We start from the raw sequence: 16100 nt of genomic DNA on the forward strand, positions 1-16100 counted from the left end.
TGTCCCGCCAGCATTTTTCCTTCGGAGTGAAAAGCTCCAATGAAGCGTCTGGTCATTGTCACAGACGCATGGCATCCGCAAGTCAACGGCGTGGTGCGGACGCTGACCCATATCCGCGACCTGATGAGCGCGCGAGGCTATGCCGTGACCATCGTTTCGCCGTCGGACTATCGTTCTGTGCCGTGCCCGACCTATCCGGAGATCCGGCTGGCCCTGACGAGCCCGGCCGCCGTTCGCGCTGCGCTGGCCAAGCTTCAGCCGGCCTATATCCACATTGCGACGGAAGGGCCGCTCGGCATTATGGCGCGGCGGGCTTGTCTGAAAAAAGGCTGGCAATTCACCACCAGCTTCCACACGCGCTTTCCGGAATATCTGCATGAGCGTTTCCCGGTTCCGCTGTCGCTGACCTATGGATTTCTCAGGCGCTTCCACAATGCCGCCGAGTGCAGCCTGGTGCCCACACCGTCGATCCGGGACGAGCTTGCCGCGCGCGGGTTCACCAATCTGAAGGTCTGGACTAGGGGCGTCGACCGCTCGCTGTTCCACCCGCAGCCGGATGTCGACCTCGGCCTGCCGAGGCCGATCTTTCTCTGTGTCGGGCGCGTCGCGCCGGAGAAGAACCTGTCAGCGTTCCTGTCGCTCGACTTGCCGGGGACGAAACTTGTGGTCGGTGACGGGCCGAGCCTCGGTGAGTTGAAGGCGCGCTACCCCGATGCGGTATTCGCCGGCAAGAAGGAAGGGGGGGAGCTCGCGCGCTATTATGCGGGCTCGGATGTCTTCGTTTTCCCCAGCCGGACGGACACATTCGGGCTGGTGCTGCTCGAAGCGATCGCCTGCGGTCTGCCGGTGGCGGCCTATCCGGTGCCGGGTTCGCGCGATGTGATCGGGGCGACAGGCGCGGGCGTTCTGTCGGAGGACCTGGGTGCGGCCTGCCTTGATGCCCTCAAGATGGGGCGCGTCGATCCCGACAAGGCGCTCGAAGATTTCACCTGGGAACATTGCGCCGATATCTTCCAGGGCGTGCTGACGCCGATCCTTGCTTCCGAAGAGGTGGAAGCGGCCTGAGTGGAGATAGGGGAATAAGTGAGTAGGGGAGTATGTTACCGTAAAACATATTCCCTTATTCCCCTACTTCCCTATTCCCTTAAAACTGCTTGCCGATCTTCGCGTCGACCGAATGGCGGTTGGCGCCGCGGATGAGGAAGAAGAAGAGGATCGCCGACCACAGGATCGATTTTTCCGCGCCCGAATAGCCCTGGCCCTGCACGCCCCAATGGAACCATACGGTAACGAGAAGGACGATCAGCGTCGCAAAGGCCACCGGACGGGTGAAAAGGCCGATGGCCAGCAGAATGCCGCCGAAAAACTCCGTAGCCGAAAGCAGCGGCGACCAGAACGCGCCGGGATAGAAACCGAGGCTTTCCACCATTCCGCTCGCGCCGAACGGATTGAGGATCTTGCCGTAACCGTGGGTCACCAGCGCTGCACCGCCGATGAAACGCAGCAGCGTTTCGGCAAATTCATGCAGCGATGAATAGATACCGTTCAAGGTGGGAATGAAGAGTTTTGGGCTGTTTTTGATACGGAGATCGCTCAAGGTTCTTTCCTCTGAGGTTGGCGGCAATCAATGTTGGCCGCAATGATCAGCACCAACATATTTTGGCGATAAAAACATGATGAATCAGATCAAGTAAAATTGTTTTGATGTGGCCAGGCCCAGCGATCACGAAATCGTCAGCCCCACAGATCCGGCTCGGGTGGGTAGACGATCGTACCCTGATAAGTGAGGCCTGGAGAGCGGTCGCGTTCGAGAAGCAGCGGACCGTCGAGATCGGCATAATCGGCATCCTGCGCGAGCAGCACGGCGGGCGCCATGGCGAGCGAGGTGCCGACCATGCAGCCGACCATGACGCCGAGCCCCAGCTCGCGGGCGCGTTTGCGCATGGCGAGCGCTTCTGTCAGCCCGCCCGTCTTGTCGAGCTTGATGTTTACGGCATCGTAGCGCCCGGCCAGTGCCTCCAGCCCTTCGGACGTATGGGCGCTTTCGTCGGCACAGACCGGCACGGGGCGGGGCGTCGCCGCCAGAAGCTCGTCCTTGCCGGCGGGGAGCGGCTGCTCGATCAGCGCGATGCCGGCCTCTGCCGCGATCATCATGTTCTTGCGGAAGTTTTCCTCCGTCCAGCCTTCATTGGCATCGAGAATGATTCGGCTCGATGGTGCCGCTTTTGCCACGGCGCGGATGCGGGCTGCATCGTTTTCCCCACCTATTTTCGCCTTGATGACGGGGTGGCTGGAGAGGGCGAGGGCGGTCTCGGCCATGGCTTCAGGAGTGCCCATGGAAATGGTGATCGCGGTCGTCAATGGGCGAGGGGGCTCGGATGAAATCGCTTCCGCCACCCTTTTGCCCATCCGCTTGGCTTCCAGGTCCCACAAGGCGCAATCGACGGCGTTGCGTGCGGCGCCGGGACGCATCAGCCGGAGGAGATCGTGTCGGGCGGCGCCATCGGCGATCGCCTCGCGCACAGCTCCGATCTCGGCGGTGACGCTTTCGAGGCTCTCGCCGTAGCGGGCATAGGGCACGCATTCGCCGCGTCCCTCATATTTGCCGTCGCTCAGCGTGCAGACGAGCACATCGGCTGCGGTCTTGGAGCCGCGCGAGATTGTAAATTTGCCTGCGATGGGGTAGCGATCACGCTGTATTTGCAGATTTATACGCATTGATTGACCCGGATTAGGCTGGCTGCACTGTCAAGTGACACGGCCTGAAAGACTCGATAAGAATAAGACATGTTGACCGACGCTGCGGACAATTCAAGAGCCGCCCCCGATACTGCTCCCCGGATCGAGGTGACGACGGGTGCCGAAGGCGCCACGATCGCGCTCGGCGGTCGCTGGACGTCGCACGGGGTTCACCTAGTCGATGACGCCATGCGCAAGCTGCAGAGCCAGAGCGGCTTTTCGAGCGTGTCGATCGATCTCACCAATGTCGTCGGTCTCGACACGGCCGGTGCCTGGCTGATCGAGAGGATCAGCCAGTCCTTCAGGGCGCGCAATATCGGCGTCACGCTGCACGGTGCGCGAGAGGCATGGCGACCGCTGCTGGAGGCTGTCGGCGAAGCGGTGGAGCGCAACGGCCGCGCGACACGCCCGAAGCGGCAGTTCTTTCTCATCGGTTTTCTCGAGGAACTCGGCAAGTTCACCTATGCGGTGCGCGACGACTTCATGATGTCGATGCATATTCTGGGCGCGACCATCCGAGGATCGCAGATGAAGCTTGGACGGGGCAGCGGCATCAACTTCGCCGCCATCGCCAACCAGATCGATCGCATGGGGGTAGGGGCGATACCGGTCGTGCTGCTGATGTCGACGATCGTCGGCGGCATCGTTGCGCAGCAGGGGGCATTCCAACTGCGCTATTTCGGGGCGGAGATATTCGTCATCGATCTGGTCGGCATTCTGGTCTTGCGCGAACTGGGCGTTCTTCTGACCGCTATCATGGTGGCGGGGCGCTCGGGCAGCGCGATCACCGCCGAGATCGGATCGATGAAAATGCGCGAGGAGACGGACGCGCTGACGGTCATCGGCCTCAATCCTGTCGGCGTCCTGGTTTTTCCCCGTCTGGTAGCGCTGGTCATCGCATTGCCGCTTCTGACGATCATCGCCGATCTTGCCGCTCTGGTCGGGGCGGGGTTCGTAGTGTGGACCTATTCGCATATTCCACCGACCGCGTTCCTGGCGCGCCTGCGCGACGCCATCGATATCTCCACCTATCTGGCCGGGCTGATCAAGGCGCCGTTCATGGCGATGATCATCGGCATCATGGCTTCGGTGGAGGGCATGAAAGTTGGAGGAAGCGCCGAATCGCTGGGGCGCCGCGTTACCGCGTCGGTCGTTAAATCCATCTTCGTGGTGATCGTCGTGGACGGGCTGTTCGCGATGTTCTACGCGGCGATCGACTTCTAGGATGGCCGGATGAGCGACGTGGTCAATCCCGCACCCGATCAGGCACAGCGCTCTCGCGAGCCGGTGATTTCAGTACGCGACGTCACCGTTTCGTTCGGCAGCCAGACTGTTCTCGACAAGCTTTGCCTTGATATTTTTCCGGGCGAGATATTGGGCTTCATCGGTCCATCCGGTTCGGGTAAATCGGTGCTCATGCGCACCATTCTCGGCCTCAACCGCAAGGCATCCGGTGAGATAAGGATATTCGGCCGTAACATTGATAATGTCACGGAAACCGAGAAGATGGCGATCGACATGCGCATGGGCGTGCTGTTCCAGCATGGTGCGCTTTTCTCCTCGCTGAACGTTCTGGAGAATATCCAGGTGCCGATGCGCGAGTATCTCGATCTGTCGCCCAAGCTGATGGATGAACTGGCGCGACTGAAGATCGATCTCGTCGGTCTGACGCCCGACACGGCGGAGAAGTTCCCGTCCGAGCTTTCGGGCGGCATGATCAAGCGGGCCGCACTTGCGCGAGCGCTGGCGCTCGATCCCGATGTCGTCTTTCTCGATGAGCCGACCTCGGGGCTGGATCCGATCGGCGCGGCCGAATTCGACGATCTGATCGCCAATCTGCGCGACACGATGGGGCTGACCGTCTATATGGTTACACACGATCTCGACAGCCTGTTCGCCGTTTGCGACCGCATTGCCGTGCTCGGAAAAAAACGGGTTCTGGTTGAAGGGACCATTGAGGATATGCTGACGGTTGATGATCCCTGGGTAAAATCCTATTTTCGTGGCAAGCGCGCGCGCCAGATCGATCCGGCGGCGCCGACCAGGCGCCGGGCGGAAACCGGCCCCCGCCAGGCCGGATAAGACATGGAAACCACTGGATAAATCATGGAAACCAAAGCCAATTACGTTCTGGTGGGAATTTTCACGCTGCTGGTGAGCCTGGCGGCCTTCGGCTTCGTCTACTGGATCGCCCGTTATGGCGAAAGCCGCGATACGGTGGAGCTCGACGTGCGCATTCCCGGCACCGTCACCGGGCTTTCCGTGGGCGGACAGGTGTTGTTCAACGGCATCAAGGTCGGCGACGTGCGCAGGCTTTTGCTCGATGACACGGACCCGAACATGGTGATCGTGCGGACCGAGGTGAACCGGACGACGCCGATCACCCGTTCGACCAAGGCCGAGCTTGGATTTCAAGGCCTCACCGGACTGGCCTATATCGAGTTGAAGGGCGGCAGCCTGAATGAGCCCAACCTGCTGGAGGAAGCGGAGAAAAGCGATACCGTGGCGCGCATCGATGCTGATCCCAATGCCGTCAACAATCTCCTGGAAACGGCGCAGGACATCTTCGCCCGCGCCAACAGCGCGCTTGAAGCGCTCGAAGGCTTCATCAAGGACGTGCGCGCACCGCTGACGGATACCGTCAAGAACACAAAAACCTTTACCGACGCTCTGGCCAAGAATTCGGACGTCATCGACAAGCTCGCAGCCAATACCGACGATGTGCAGGATATCGTCAGGAATGCACGCGAGGCGATGAGCAGGCTCAATGCCGCCTCGGTGCAGGTCGACGGCATCATGCAGAAGGTGGACAAGCTACTGTCAGATGACGACAAGAACAGTGTCGTGGCGCAAACCAAGCAGACACTCGAATCCATCCGCAAGACATCTGATACGCTCAATGCCCGTCTCGCGCCGATTGCTGACAATCTCCAGCAATTTTCGGGATCGGGGCTGCGCGATGTGCAGGCGCTCGTCACCGAGAGCCGCCGCTCGATCCAGCGCATCGAGCGGGCGATCAGCGACCTCGAACGGGATCCGCAAAGGCTTATTTTCGGTGGACAGGGCACCGTCCCGCAATATGACGGGCGCACACGGCGTTGATCCGGTTGCGTTCCCGTGAGAAGAAGAAATTCCGTGCGGCGAGAGGGACGGGCTTGCATTTGACGATATTTCGACAATTCGGGCGGACTGCCGGCGCCATTCTGCTGGCCACGACTGTCGCATCCTGCGGCACGACGCCATTGGATACGTTCGACCTGGTGACGTCCTATCCTGCGGTGTCGGCCAAAAACCGGAAAAATATCCAGATACTGATTGCCGCCCCCGCGGCGCTCAAGGCGCTCGATGGTGAGAACATCGTCATCAACACCTCCCCGGGCGAGATCGAATATCTGAAGGGAGCACAGTGGGGAGATCGGCTGCCCAATATCGTGCAGTCGCGCCTGGTGCAGGCTTTTGAAAATACTGGCCGGCTGGGCGGTGTCGGACGGCCCGGCGACGGGCTTGCCATCAATTACCAGATCATCACCGATATCCGCGCCTTCGGCGTCGATACCTTCAATTCGCCGCGGATGGCGGTCGTCGAGATCGCGACCAAGATATTGAACGACAAGAACGGTGAGGTCCGCTCGACACGCGTGTTCAGCGCTTCGGCACCGGTGCGCGGAACCGGCAATGCGGCTTATGTGCGCGCGCTCAACGAGGCTTTCGACAAGGTCACCGGCGAAATCGTCAGCTGGACGCTTTCGGTGATTTGAGCGAGAAGCGCGGCCTCTTGCCATAGCGCGAACCTCTCCTCGCTTTCGTCTCCTACCAAAGGATTGCCGGTGCTCGGCGGTTCCCGTTTTGGCGGTATCATCGAGGCCTTCTCCGTCGTCATTCTCGGGCTTGTCCCGAGAATCTGCAGCGAGGCAGGCTCTGGTCATTCGCCGCTGCCGCAGGTTCCACGATGGGGACAAAACATCGCAATTGCGTCATACTCGGGTCAAGCCCGAGGATGACGCCGGTGGGTGTGCAACTGCCTTGCCTCCCCACTACGTCGGCTGTGCGGAACGGCCTGAAGGTCGAGCGATTCCATCAAAACATGAAAGCTCAGGTCTAGCTCACTTCCAGCTTTGTCGCAGATTCTCGGGGCAAGCCGAGAATGACGTCAGGAGGGCAAAGCGGTGCTATTCATGCCAGCATTTCCGTTTCGAGTGAAATGCTCCAAAAACAAAAAACGCGGCCCGGGAGCCGCGTTTTTTGCATTCATGCCCTTTGCATATCAGCGCAGGCGACCGCTGGCGTGGGCCAGCATGGTGTAGACCTTGCCGGTATCCGACGTCAGATAGGTCTGCGTCACCATATTGTCGCGGTCGTTGCGGGCGACATCCTCGAGCAGGCGCTGGAAATCGTCCATATAGCGGTCCACCGCGCGGCGGAACTCGCTGTCGGACTGGTATTTGCGCTTGATCTCGTCGAAGGTCTGCTGACCCTTGAGCGTGTAGAGGCGGCGCGTGAAGACATTGCGCTCGCCGCGACGGTAGCGGTCCCAGAGCTCCACGGATGCGTCGTGGTCGATGGCGCGGGCGATATCGACCGACAGCGAATTAAGCGATTCCACGACATGGGCGGGTGAGCGCGGTGTGCCGCTCGGCTGCGCGCGGATCTGCTCGGGCTGTTCGTCCTCGCGCGAGGCGCGGGCGAGAAGGTCGGAGACCCAGCCGCCGCCATTGCGCGGCGCGCCGCCCTGTGCGGGAGCGGGCTGGCTCCTGCCGCCGCCGATCGGCTCCTCTGCTGAAAACGCACGTTCGGGAGCACGAGGCGCCGGGGCTGCCGGAATTGACGCGGCCGGTGCGGGACGGGGCGCCGGAGCAGGGCGGGAGACCGTCCTGTCAGCCCGGCTCTCGCCGACATCGACCAGGCGACCTGATTTATTCACGATCTCCGCCAGTTCCTTGAGCGCGTTGATCTGCTCGGAAACGGCTTTGCGCATGGCTGTGGTCGATTCCTTGGCCTCGGCGGGCATATCCAGCACGCCGCGCTTCAGTTCGCTGCGCGTCACGTCGAGCTCAGCGCGGATTTCTGCGGCCGTGCGGCGGATTTCGTCCGTCGCGGTGGTGAACTTCTGCGACGCCTGCTCGACAACGTCGGAGATGGCCGCGCGCATCTGCTCGGCCGACATGCGGGTGCGGCCCTCGGCGCGTTCGAACGCGGTCGACACCAGCTTCTCGAAGGAGCGCATGACCTGCTCGATGCCTTCCGACCTCTGGACCAAGCCGGAGGCGAGGTCCTGCAGCGCCTGCTGACGCTCTTCGAGCGTGGCGGCGAGATTGCTCTGCGCCGAGCCGATCATCTCGTTGGCGGAGCCGAGCATCCGGCCATGTTCCTCGAAGCGCTCGGCAATATTGGTGATCTGCTTCAGCGTCTCGTTGGAGAGGCTGCTGAGCGAATTGATATTGCCATCGATGAGGCGGGTCGAAGAGGCGAAGGTTTCGGCCGCCCGGCTGGTATTCTCGGCAAAGGACGAGGTTGTATCGAGGAGACGGGTATCGATATCCCCGAGATTGCGCGTGGCGACATCGATGAGTTCGCCAAGTTTGGTGTTGGAGGTCGCCAGGCGGTCGATGAGATCGCCCACACCCTCCGACAGGCCGGTCTTGGCTTCCTGGATCGCGGAGATGGTTTCCGCCGTCCGGCTGGCAAGCGCATTGACCAGCGCCGCATTCTCCGCACGGAGCCTGTCGGTCGCGGCATGGGTGGCTTCTTCGAGCTGGCTGGCGAGACCACGACCGCTGTCGGCAAGACGCTCGACGAGCGGTTCCGCGGTATCGTGAAGGATGCGGGTGATCTCCTGCGAGCGCGCGGCCAGAACGGTGTTGAGTTCGCGCGTGCGCTCTTCCAGCGTGGCCGAGGTGTTCTCCGTCACATTGGCTATGCGCGCCTCGATCGAGCCGAGTTCGGTTGCCACACGCGATCCGATCTCGCCGAGGCTCATGGCAATGGCATCGGCGCGCTCGTTGAGGCGGGATTCGGTGCTGTCGAGATTTTCGATGAGGCGGGCGCTGAAGGATTCGCCATAGCCGTCGAGCGCTTCGCTGGCCCGCGCGGCTTCAGCCGAAAGCGTGTTGGCGGCTTCGCCGATCTTCTCGCGCAAGGCACCGGCAACGACCGATGCACTCTGCTCAAGCGACTTGCGCACATTGTCCACACCGATCGACAACGCCTTCTGCATGGTCGAGGTGCGCTCGTCGATAATGCCGGTCTGATCGTCGAATGCCCGTCCGATCACCGCGCTGCTTTCGCCGATGGCCTGGTGCAGCATGGCCGTGCGCTGTTCAAGGATTGCGCTGTGATCCTGAAGCGTTTCACCGAGCGAAGCCGTGCTCTCCGTCAGTGCTGCGCGGATTTCGGCGGCGCGGTCCTCGATCGTGCGCTCATGCCCGTCCAGCGTCTGGGCGAGGGCGGCATGGTTCTGCACAAGGACGGAGTTGAGGCCGGCAGTGCGCTCCTCGATGGTGCGGGCGTGATCTTCGAAGCTCGTGCCAAACGTATCGCGGCTTTCCGCAAGCGCGGCGCGGATGGCAGCGGTACGCTCGTCGAGCGCACGGGCAAGCCCATCCTGGCCCTCGGTCAGAACGTCACGGACACCGCTGGTACGGTCATCGATCGTGCGGGCAAGCGCATCCTGGCTTCCGTTCAAGAGATCGCGGATGCCCTGCGTACGCTCATCAAGGGCGCGGGCGAGCGCATCCTGGCTTTCGCCGAGGAGGTCGCGGACGCCGCTGGTGCGCTCATCGATCGACCTGACGTGGTTTTCGAAGACGTTCTGCAGCACCGTGTTGTTCTCGGCCAGCGCCGCGCGGATGCCGGTGGTGCGTTCATCAAGCGTAGCGCCGTGCTTTTCAAAGGTCTTGTCGAGAAGGGCGCTGTTTTCGGCGATGGCAGCGCGGATCGCGGCGGTGCGCTCCTCGAGCAGTGATGCGTGGTTCTCCGTGACGCCACCGAGCGTCGCCGCGCTGGCGGCGACGGCCTTCTCGATATCGGACGTATGACCGGCAAGCGTATCGGCGTGATCGCGAATGACAGCCTGAACACGGTCGGTCTCGCCGGCGAGCGAGGCCGCGAGGGCATCGCGGCCTTCCGCCAACTGACCCGCGAAGGACGCGGCCTTTTCATTGAGAAGGCTGGCGACCGATTCGGCGATGCCCGAGAGATCGCTTGATATCCGCGTCTTCGTCTCGTCGATGACGCCGCTGATCGACGTACGCCCTTCAGAGAAGGTCTCGGCGATCTCCCGCGTGCGAGCGATGAGGTTCTCGTTGATCTGGCGCGAACGCGCCTCCAGCGCCGCATTGAGCTTTTCCGTGCTGGCGTCGAGAGACTGCGCACGGGTCTCGAACTCGCTCAGCAGCGAGCGGCCGCGCTCGGAAAGCGTGTTGTCGAGATTGGCGAGACGTTCGTCGAACTCGCTGACCATCGTCTGCGTCGCGTTGCCGAGCAGGGAAGCGATGCCGCTGGTACGCTTGTCCAGCGCTTCCTCAAGATTTGCGGCTACCGTCTGCGTCTGTTCGTTCAACGCGGCGATGCGCGTATCCAGGAGATTGGCAAAAGCCTCGCCGGAGGTGGTGATGCGGGAGGAGACGTCGTCGGCGCGCGTGTTGATGGCGCCGGTGATCGTATTGCCGCTTTCGTTGATCCTGTTGACGAGGTTCTCACCGGACAGGTTGAGCGATTCCGTCAATTGCGTCGAGGCGCCCAGCACGCTGTCGCGAATGATGCTGCTGGCGGTAGTGAGCTCTTCCTTCAGCTGCTCATGCGCGCCGGAGATCGAGGAACGGACGCGTTCGGCGTGGGTGACGACCGCTTCACGCTCATTGCCGAGTTCGCCGACCAGCGTGCGGATGCGGATTTCATTGTCCGTATAGGCGCGCTCCAGCTCGTTGACCTCCGTTTGAACGAGGGTTTCGAGCTCGACGGCGCGGGCAAGCGTGCGCTCGATGCCTTCGCTCATGGCCGCCACTTCGCGGCGGACCGCCTGGCCGAGCGAGGTGACGCGTTCGCCGGCGATCGCCTCGGGTTCGGCGAGACGCATGGCTGCTTCCGTCATGGTGCGGGCCGCGAACTGCATTTCCTGGGCACGCCGCAGCATGTGGGCGAAGCCCCAGAACATGAGGATCGGCACGGTGATGCCGGTCGCGACCGCGATGCCGGTGGGCGAGGAGAAGAAATTGCCGATGGCTTGCGGCGATGTCAGACCCGACGCGCTGAGCGAATGGCCGATCGCGAGGCCGCCGGCGGCCCAGAGCGCGCTCAGGGCGGTCGTCGTCCAATAGATGCGGTTTGACGGGCGCTGAGTCAGGCTCCGGCGCAGAAGCGCCGCGTCACTCCGCAAGTCGTCGTTGGCCGGTGTCAGGGACGCGGCTTTCGGCTGGTTCTGGGACTGGCCTTGGAATTGTGGCTGGGCGGCTGAAATATCCACTGCCGGATCGTTTGCGGGCGTAGTCACGGCCACGACGCGCGGCGGAGAGGGCGGCGGAGGCGGCGCCGCGACGATGGCGGGCTTTACCGTTGAGGAAGCCGGTTTGGCGGCCGTCGGCTTGGCGGATGCAAACGGAGCGGGCGCAGCCTTCTTCTCATTGGCCAGTTCTTCGGCCGCACGCGAGATCTGCTCCTCCAGATCATCAAGCGAAAAATCATCTTCGACCGAGCCGAGGTTCATATCGATGCCCAGATCGTCGTCGAAATCGATATCCAGGGCCTTTTCCAGCGCTTCCTCGACCTCGAGGTCGATCTTCTCCGCTTTGGTTTTGGGTGCCATCGCCGTTACTTACCTCGTACTCATTACTGATGGGGCATCGCGTTCAGATGCCGCACCGAACTTATTACGCCCATCTTATATCGTACCGGCTCGTGTGCCGGAAAGAAACATCCGAATTCGCAAATGCTTAAAAGTTTAAACACAAGGTTAATGCTGGGCGCTTGACGTGTCGTAAAAATCGCCGTTTTCCGCCCTTACACCTGTTTTAACCAAATTGTGGAAATCTGCATCGACAGGCAAGGTGCAAGTCTCGAATATGCCATTTTTGAAGGCGAACGGGAATGCACCGAAAAGGATCCAAGGAGAATAAAATGGCGGTAGCCCGTCAAAGCAACAACCGAGTCGCTCCCGTGGAAAGTGCTGCCATCGCTTTCGTCCAGCCGGGCGGCGAAATCTCCAGTCCGTCGCGCAGCCGTCCGATCGATCTCGTCCATCTGGCGCGCCAGACCCTCGGCGACCGCACGCTGGAAGCGGAAGTGCTTGCGCTGTTTTCCAAGCAGGCAAGCGGGGTGGCCGACCGCATCGGCCAGGTCACGGGCAAGGAGCGGGGGCTTCTCGCTCATTCGCTGAAAGGCTCGGCCCGTTCCGTTGGCGCGTTCCGCGTGGCGGAACTCGCAGAAAAGATCGAATCTGATCCGGCCAATGACAAGGTCGTCGCCGTCCTTTACGATGCCCTGACGGACGTGCAGGAATTCATCGCGGCCATCAGCCGCTGACGGCGTAAATCCTATCCATCCAACATCATGACGGCGCTCCACCGGCTGCATAATGCCGCAGATGGCGCGGAGCGCCGCCTGGCAGGCTGAAGCCGGGTTGAACTTGCGCCTGCGAGGCAGTATCTGCGGAACTCAATAAGCTTGGGATCGCAGAATGACGAAAATCACCTTTGTCTCTTTCGACGGCACAACACGCACCGAAGTCGACGCGGAGAATGGCTCCACGGTGATGGAGAATGCCATCCGCAACGCCATCCCCGGCATTGATGCGGAGTGCGGCGGCGCCTGTGCCTGTGCGACCTGCCATGTTTATGTCGACGAGGAATGGACGCAGGAAGTCGGCGAGCCGGAGCCGATGGAAGAGGATATGCTGGATTTTGCCTATGATGTGCGTCCGACCTCTCGGCTTTCCTGTCAGATCAAGGTGAGGGACGAGATGGACGGGCTCGTGGTGCATATTCCGGAACGGCAGAGCTAGGGATTCCACCTCGCCCTGACCGGAATCTCAATACATTTTCAGGCAGTGGACAGGATGACGAAATGAGTGAAATTATCCGCACGGACGTCGTGATCGTCGGAGCCGGCCCGGTCGGGCTTTTTGCCGTTTTCGAGCTGGGGCTCTATGACCTCAAATGTCATCTCATCGATATTCTCGACCGTCCGGGCGGCCAGTGCGCGGAACTCTATCCGGAAAAGCCGATCTACGACATTCCGGCATGGCCGGAGATATCAGGCCAGGCGCTGGTCGACCGGCTGATGGAGCAGATCAAGCCTTTCTCGCCGCAATTCCACCTCAACCGGATGGTGACCAAGCTTGAGCGGCAGGCTGACGGCAGCTTCCGTGTGGAGACGGACGAGGGCGAGATCTTCGAGACAAAGGTGGTGGTGATCGCCGCCGGCGGCGGTTCCTTCCAGCCGAAGCGTCCGCCGGTGCCCGGCATCGAGGCCTATGAGGGCACCAGCGTCTTTTATTCCGTGCGCCGCATGGAAGCCTTCCGCGACCAGGACGTGATGATCGTCGGCGGCGGCGACTCCGCGCTCGACTGGGCGCTCAACCTGCAGCCGATCGCCAAGAGCCTGACGCTCGTGCACCGGCGCGCCGAGTTCCGCGCCGCGCCTGACAGCGTGAAGAAGATGTTCGAGCTGGTCGACAGCGGCGGCATCCGCTTCGAACTCGGGCAGGTGACAGGGCTGAAGGGCGAAAACGGCCAGATCGCCGCGGTGAAGATCAAAGACAGCGACGGCGAGAAGGAGCTGCCCGCCACGCGCATGCTGCCGTTCTTCGGTCTGACGATGAAGCTCGGGCCGGTCGCGGATTGGGGGCTCAATCTCCACGAGAATCTGATCGCGGTCGATACGGAGAAGTTCGAGACGTCCGAACCCGGCATTTTCGCCATCGGCGACATCAACTGGTATCCGGGAAAGCTGAAGCTGATTCTTTCGGGCTTCCACGAGGCGGCGCTGATGACCCAGGCGGCAAAGCGCATCGTCAGCCCCGGCGAGCGGGTCGTCTTCCAGTACACAACCTCTTCAACGAGCCTGCAGAAGAAGCTCGGCGTCCAGTGACGCCGGGTTTATCCTAATTCGATTTGCCGAACTCGCGTTCGAGGCGATAGGTCAGGAGGCGTTCGAAACGCTTCTCGAAATTGAGCGTCTCGACGCGATCGAACCGCTTTTGCGCGGCGTCGTGATCCTTCATCACCCGTGTGGTGATCTTGTCGATATCCTGGCGCAGCAGCGCGCAATCGGGCCGTGAAGGCAGCGCCTTCACCTGACGCTCTATATCGCTCGCATGGCTGCGGGCGATGACGATGTGGCTCTCCTCGTGGCGCTTGATATCCTGCGAGAGCGTATCCCAGACGAGGGCCAGTTCCTGCGATGCGGTGCGGCGCTGCTTCCAGCGCGGCAGGAAAACCTTGGCATAGACATTCACATAAACACCAGTGACGCGGCAGGCCTTTCCGTTGGAGCCATAGCGCGCCTTCGCGTCGAAGCGGATCTGCGCCGCTCCGGGATGGCGCTGGCCGGTGCTTTTCAGCAAATGGCCCCCGCTCGACAGCGCCTTGTCGAGATCGGCGGCGGTCTTGCCTGAGACGGTGTAATAGCTGTAGCTGCGGTGGATCTTGGCAGCCTCAGCTGTAGTGGCCGCAAAAGCGAGCACGGCCGTCAAGGCCAGAACCTTACGCATGGAAATCATTTTCACCCAGGTCCTTTGCAGCTTCGAATGCCAGTATAACATTTCTGATCGCGGATAGGTTCAGCATGACGCACAATCGTCAAGACAAATATAATTGTCGTAAAAATTGACGGGTTGATGTTGGTTGACGCCTTGGGTTCTCGTCGGCACAAGTGGGATGATGGCCGATCGACAAAAGGGGAGCAAAGCGGAAATGCGAAGAGAATGGCGGCTTGCCCATGGGCGCAGCCTTATCCTGGGCGAAGAAGCCGTCATCATGGGCATTCTCAATGTCACGCCGGACTCCTTTTCCGACGGCGGATTGCATGACGATCTGCCGAGGGCGCTCACGGCTGCTCGCGCCATGCTGGATGCGGGGGCGGCGATCATCGATGTCGGGGGGGAATCGACGCGGCCGGGCGCGGTTCCCGTCGATGCGGAGACTGAGCAAGCGCGGATCCTGCCGGTGATCGCAACGCTTGCCCAGGATACGGATTGTCTCATCTCCGTCGACACCTATCGCGAGGAGACCGCGCGGCTCGCGGTCAAGGCCGGCGCGCATGTCGTCAACGATGTCTGGGGGCTGCAGCGCGAGCCGGGGATCGCCAATCTTGCGGCCGAGACGGGGGCAGGGCTCGTCATCATGCATACCGGCCGCGAGCGCGAGCGCGACCCCGACGTAATCGCCGACCAGTTCGCCTTCCTCGACCGGTCACTTGAGATCGCAAAGGCGGCAAATGTCGAGGAAAGCCGCATCGTGCTCGATCCGGGCTTCGGCTTTGCCAAGGATTCTGAAGAGAATATCGCATTGATGGCGCGGTTTGCGGAGTTGCGGACATTCGGCTTTCCGCTGCTCGTCGGTACATCGCGCAAGCGGCTGATCGGCGCGATGACCGGACGGGAGGCGGCAGATCGCGATGTCGGTACTGCGGCGACTTCCGCCATCCTGCGGCTTGCAGGCGCAGATATCTTCCGGGTGCATAATGTCGCTGTAAACCGGGATGCGCTGGTCGTCGCCGACGCCATCCTGAAAAGCCGGGCCGGCGCATGACGATGGGCGGCATGCGCAAAGCCTGGCTCGGCCTTGGCGGCAATATCGGCGATCCCGTCGCGGCCATGGGCCAGGCGCTGCGCGCGCTCGACGCGCGTGCCGATACGCGGGTCGTGGCGGTATCGTCCGTCTATCGCACGCCGCCATGGGGGAAGACCGATCAGGACTGGTTCCACAATGCCTGCGCGGAGGTAGAAACGAGCCTTGCGCCTGTCGCATTGCTGGAAGCCTGTCTCGGCATCGAAAAGCAGATGAAAAGGCAGCGGGCGGAACGCTGGGGCCCGCGCACCATCGATATCGATGTGCTGGTGTTCGAAGGCGTGGAAACGCTGCAGGATCCGGCGCTCACATTGCCGCATCCGCGCATGACGGAGCGCGCCTTCGTGCTGGTGCCGCTGGCGGAGATCGCGCCGGGGCTTGAGGTTAATGGGCGGACGATCGAGGCATGGCGCGGGGATTGCGACCTGTCAGGCATAGAAAAAGCCCGCGACGAGGCGGGCTGGTGGCGGCACTTTTAGTAGAACGGTTCGTGTCTTTATGGCCGAGCGCTGATGGAGTGACGATGTTCCGGAATGGATCCTCGGGCTTGACCCGAGGATCCATTCCGGAACGTTCCAA

Annotated in this window: 14 protein-coding genes; 10 read left to right on the forward strand and 4 right to left on the reverse strand. The window is 61.7% G+C overall.

What is annotated here, in order from left to right; translation table 11 throughout:
* Positions 1-39 precede the first annotated feature (39 nt).
* Positions 40-1065, forward strand: a complete 1026-nt coding sequence (locus ATN84_RS15835; protein WP_068882577.1) for a glycosyltransferase family 4 protein — start codon at positions 40-42, stop codon at positions 1063-1065.
* A gap of 79 nt (positions 1066-1144) precedes the next feature.
* Here ATN84_RS15835 and ATN84_RS15840 read toward each other — a convergent pair whose 3' ends face one another.
* Both ATN84_RS15840 and dgcA read right to left on the reverse strand, forming a co-directional pair.
* The gene (locus tag ATN84_RS15840) at positions 1145-1597 is read right to left on the reverse strand and encodes a DoxX family protein (RefSeq protein ID WP_068882578.1); all 453 of its coding nucleotides are present in this window, start codon (positions 1595-1597) and stop codon (positions 1145-1147) included.
* Positions 1598-1734: 137 nt separating this feature from the next.
* Complete coding sequence (gene dgcA, locus ATN84_RS15845; protein WP_068882579.1) at positions 1735-2718, reverse strand: N-acetyl-D-Glu racemase DgcA; 984 nt, start codon at positions 2716-2718, stop codon at positions 1735-1737.
* Between the two features lie 69 nt (positions 2719-2787).
* Here dgcA and ATN84_RS15850 point away from each other — a divergent pair, with 69 nt between their 5' ends.
* The 4 genes from ATN84_RS15850 to ATN84_RS15865 all read left to right on the forward strand — a co-directional run bounded on the left by ATN84_RS15850 (position 2788) and on the right by ATN84_RS15865 (position 6497).
* Complete coding sequence (locus tag ATN84_RS15850) at positions 2788-3963, forward strand: ABC transporter permease (RefSeq protein ID WP_068882580.1); 1176 nt, start codon at positions 2788-2790, stop codon at positions 3961-3963.
* A gap of 9 nt (positions 3964-3972) precedes the next feature.
* Entirely contained in the window at positions 3973-4821 is an 849-nt protein-coding gene (locus ATN84_RS15855; protein ID WP_068882581.1) for an ABC transporter ATP-binding protein, read from the forward strand.
* Between the two features lie 24 nt (positions 4822-4845).
* Positions 4846-5841 carry an MlaD family protein gene (locus ATN84_RS15860; protein WP_068882582.1) on the forward strand — a complete coding sequence of 332 codons (996 nt, stop codon included), beginning with the start codon at positions 4846-4848 and terminating at the stop codon, positions 5839-5841.
* Between the two features lie 65 nt (positions 5842-5906).
* On the forward strand, positions 5907-6497 hold the full coding sequence (locus tag ATN84_RS15865) for an ABC-type transport auxiliary lipoprotein family protein (protein WP_068882712.1): 591 nt from the start codon (positions 5907-5909) through the stop codon (positions 6495-6497).
* 506 nt (positions 6498-7003) lie between these two features.
* On the opposite strand, the gene ATN84_RS15870 is transcribed toward ATN84_RS15865, so the two are convergent.
* Positions 7004-11539 carry an apolipoprotein A-IV repeat region-like domain-containing protein gene (locus tag ATN84_RS15870; RefSeq protein WP_068882583.1) on the reverse strand — a complete coding sequence of 1512 codons (4536 nt, stop codon included), beginning with the start codon at positions 11537-11539 and terminating at the stop codon, positions 7004-7006.
* Between the two features lie 311 nt (positions 11540-11850).
* Here ATN84_RS15870 and ATN84_RS15875 point away from each other — a divergent pair, with 311 nt between their 5' ends.
* The 3 genes from ATN84_RS15875 to ATN84_RS15885 all read left to right on the forward strand — a co-directional run bounded on the left by ATN84_RS15875 (position 11851) and on the right by ATN84_RS15885 (position 13821).
* On the forward strand, positions 11851-12255 hold the full coding sequence (locus ATN84_RS15875) for an Hpt domain-containing protein (RefSeq protein ID WP_068882584.1): 405 nt from the start codon (positions 11851-11853) through the stop codon (positions 12253-12255).
* A 154-nt stretch (positions 12256-12409) separates the two neighbouring features.
* Positions 12410-12733 carry a 2Fe-2S iron-sulfur cluster-binding protein gene (locus ATN84_RS15880; RefSeq protein WP_068882585.1) on the forward strand — a complete coding sequence of 108 codons (324 nt, stop codon included), beginning with the start codon at positions 12410-12412 and terminating at the stop codon, positions 12731-12733.
* Between the two features lie 62 nt (positions 12734-12795).
* Positions 12796-13821, forward strand: a complete 1026-nt coding sequence (locus ATN84_RS15885) for an NAD(P)/FAD-dependent oxidoreductase (RefSeq protein ID WP_068882586.1) — start codon at positions 12796-12798, stop codon at positions 13819-13821.
* Positions 13822-13834: 13 nt separating this feature from the next.
* Here the strand turns inward: ATN84_RS15885 and ATN84_RS15890 are convergent, their stop codons facing one another.
* Positions 13835-14443 carry a DUF922 domain-containing Zn-dependent protease gene (locus tag ATN84_RS15890; RefSeq protein WP_425287410.1) on the reverse strand — a complete coding sequence of 203 codons (609 nt, stop codon included), beginning with the start codon at positions 14441-14443 and terminating at the stop codon, positions 13835-13837.
* A gap of 202 nt (positions 14444-14645) precedes the next feature.
* Between ATN84_RS15890 and folP the strand changes: the two genes are divergently transcribed.
* Both folP and folK read left to right on the forward strand, forming a co-directional pair.
* Positions 14646-15482, forward strand: a complete 837-nt coding sequence (folP, locus tag ATN84_RS15895) for a dihydropteroate synthase (protein ID WP_068882588.1) — start codon at positions 14646-14648, stop codon at positions 15480-15482.
* Positions 15479-16000 carry a 2-amino-4-hydroxy-6-hydroxymethyldihydropteridine diphosphokinase gene (gene folK / locus ATN84_RS15900; RefSeq protein WP_068882589.1) on the forward strand — a complete coding sequence of 174 codons (522 nt, stop codon included), beginning with the start codon at positions 15479-15481 and terminating at the stop codon, positions 15998-16000. The genes folP and folK overlap by 4 nt, the downstream gene beginning before the upstream one ends.
* Positions 16001-16100: the final 100 nt, after the last annotated feature.

It is taken from the genome of Paramesorhizobium deserti (genome assembly GCF_001558695.1).
GTDB classification, from domain to species: domain Bacteria; phylum Pseudomonadota; class Alphaproteobacteria; order Rhizobiales; family Rhizobiaceae; genus Paramesorhizobium; species Paramesorhizobium deserti.

Bases quoted from the DNA above. Each gene is read 5' to 3' on its own strand.
- ATN84_RS15835 (WP_068882577.1), top strand. From the start codon at position 40: ATGAAGCGTCTGGTCATTGTCACAGACGCATGGCATCCGCAAGTCAAC.
- dgcA (WP_068882579.1), bottom strand. From the start codon at position 2,718: ATGCGTATAAATCTGCAAATACAGCGTGATCGCTACCCCATCGCAGGC.
- ATN84_RS15850 (WP_068882580.1), top strand. From the start codon at position 2,788: ATGTTGACCGACGCTGCGGACAATTCAAGAGCCGCCCCCGATACTGCT.
- ATN84_RS15855 (WP_068882581.1), top strand. From the start codon at position 3,973: ATGAGCGACGTGGTCAATCCCGCACCCGATCAGGCACAGCGCTCTCGC.
- ATN84_RS15860 (WP_068882582.1), top strand. From the start codon at position 4,846: ATGGAAACCAAAGCCAATTACGTTCTGGTGGGAATTTTCACGCTGCTG.
- ATN84_RS15870 (WP_068882583.1), bottom strand. From the start codon at position 11,539: ATGGCACCCAAAACCAAAGCGGAGAAGATCGACCTCGAGGTCGAGGAA.
- ATN84_RS15875 (WP_068882584.1), top strand. From the start codon at position 11,851: ATGGCGGTAGCCCGTCAAAGCAACAACCGAGTCGCTCCCGTGGAAAGT.
- ATN84_RS15880 (WP_068882585.1), top strand. From the start codon at position 12,410: ATGACGAAAATCACCTTTGTCTCTTTCGACGGCACAACACGCACCGAA.
- ATN84_RS15885 (WP_068882586.1), top strand. From the start codon at position 12,796: ATGAGTGAAATTATCCGCACGGACGTCGTGATCGTCGGAGCCGGCCCG.
- ATN84_RS15890 (WP_425287410.1), bottom strand. From the start codon at position 14,443: ATGCGTAAGGTTCTGGCCTTGACGGCCGTGCTCGCTTTTGCGGCCACT.
- folP (WP_068882588.1), top strand. From the start codon at position 14,646: ATGCGAAGAGAATGGCGGCTTGCCCATGGGCGCAGCCTTATCCTGGGC.
- folK (WP_068882589.1), top strand. From the start codon at position 15,479: ATGACGATGGGCGGCATGCGCAAAGCCTGGCTCGGCCTTGGCGGCAAT.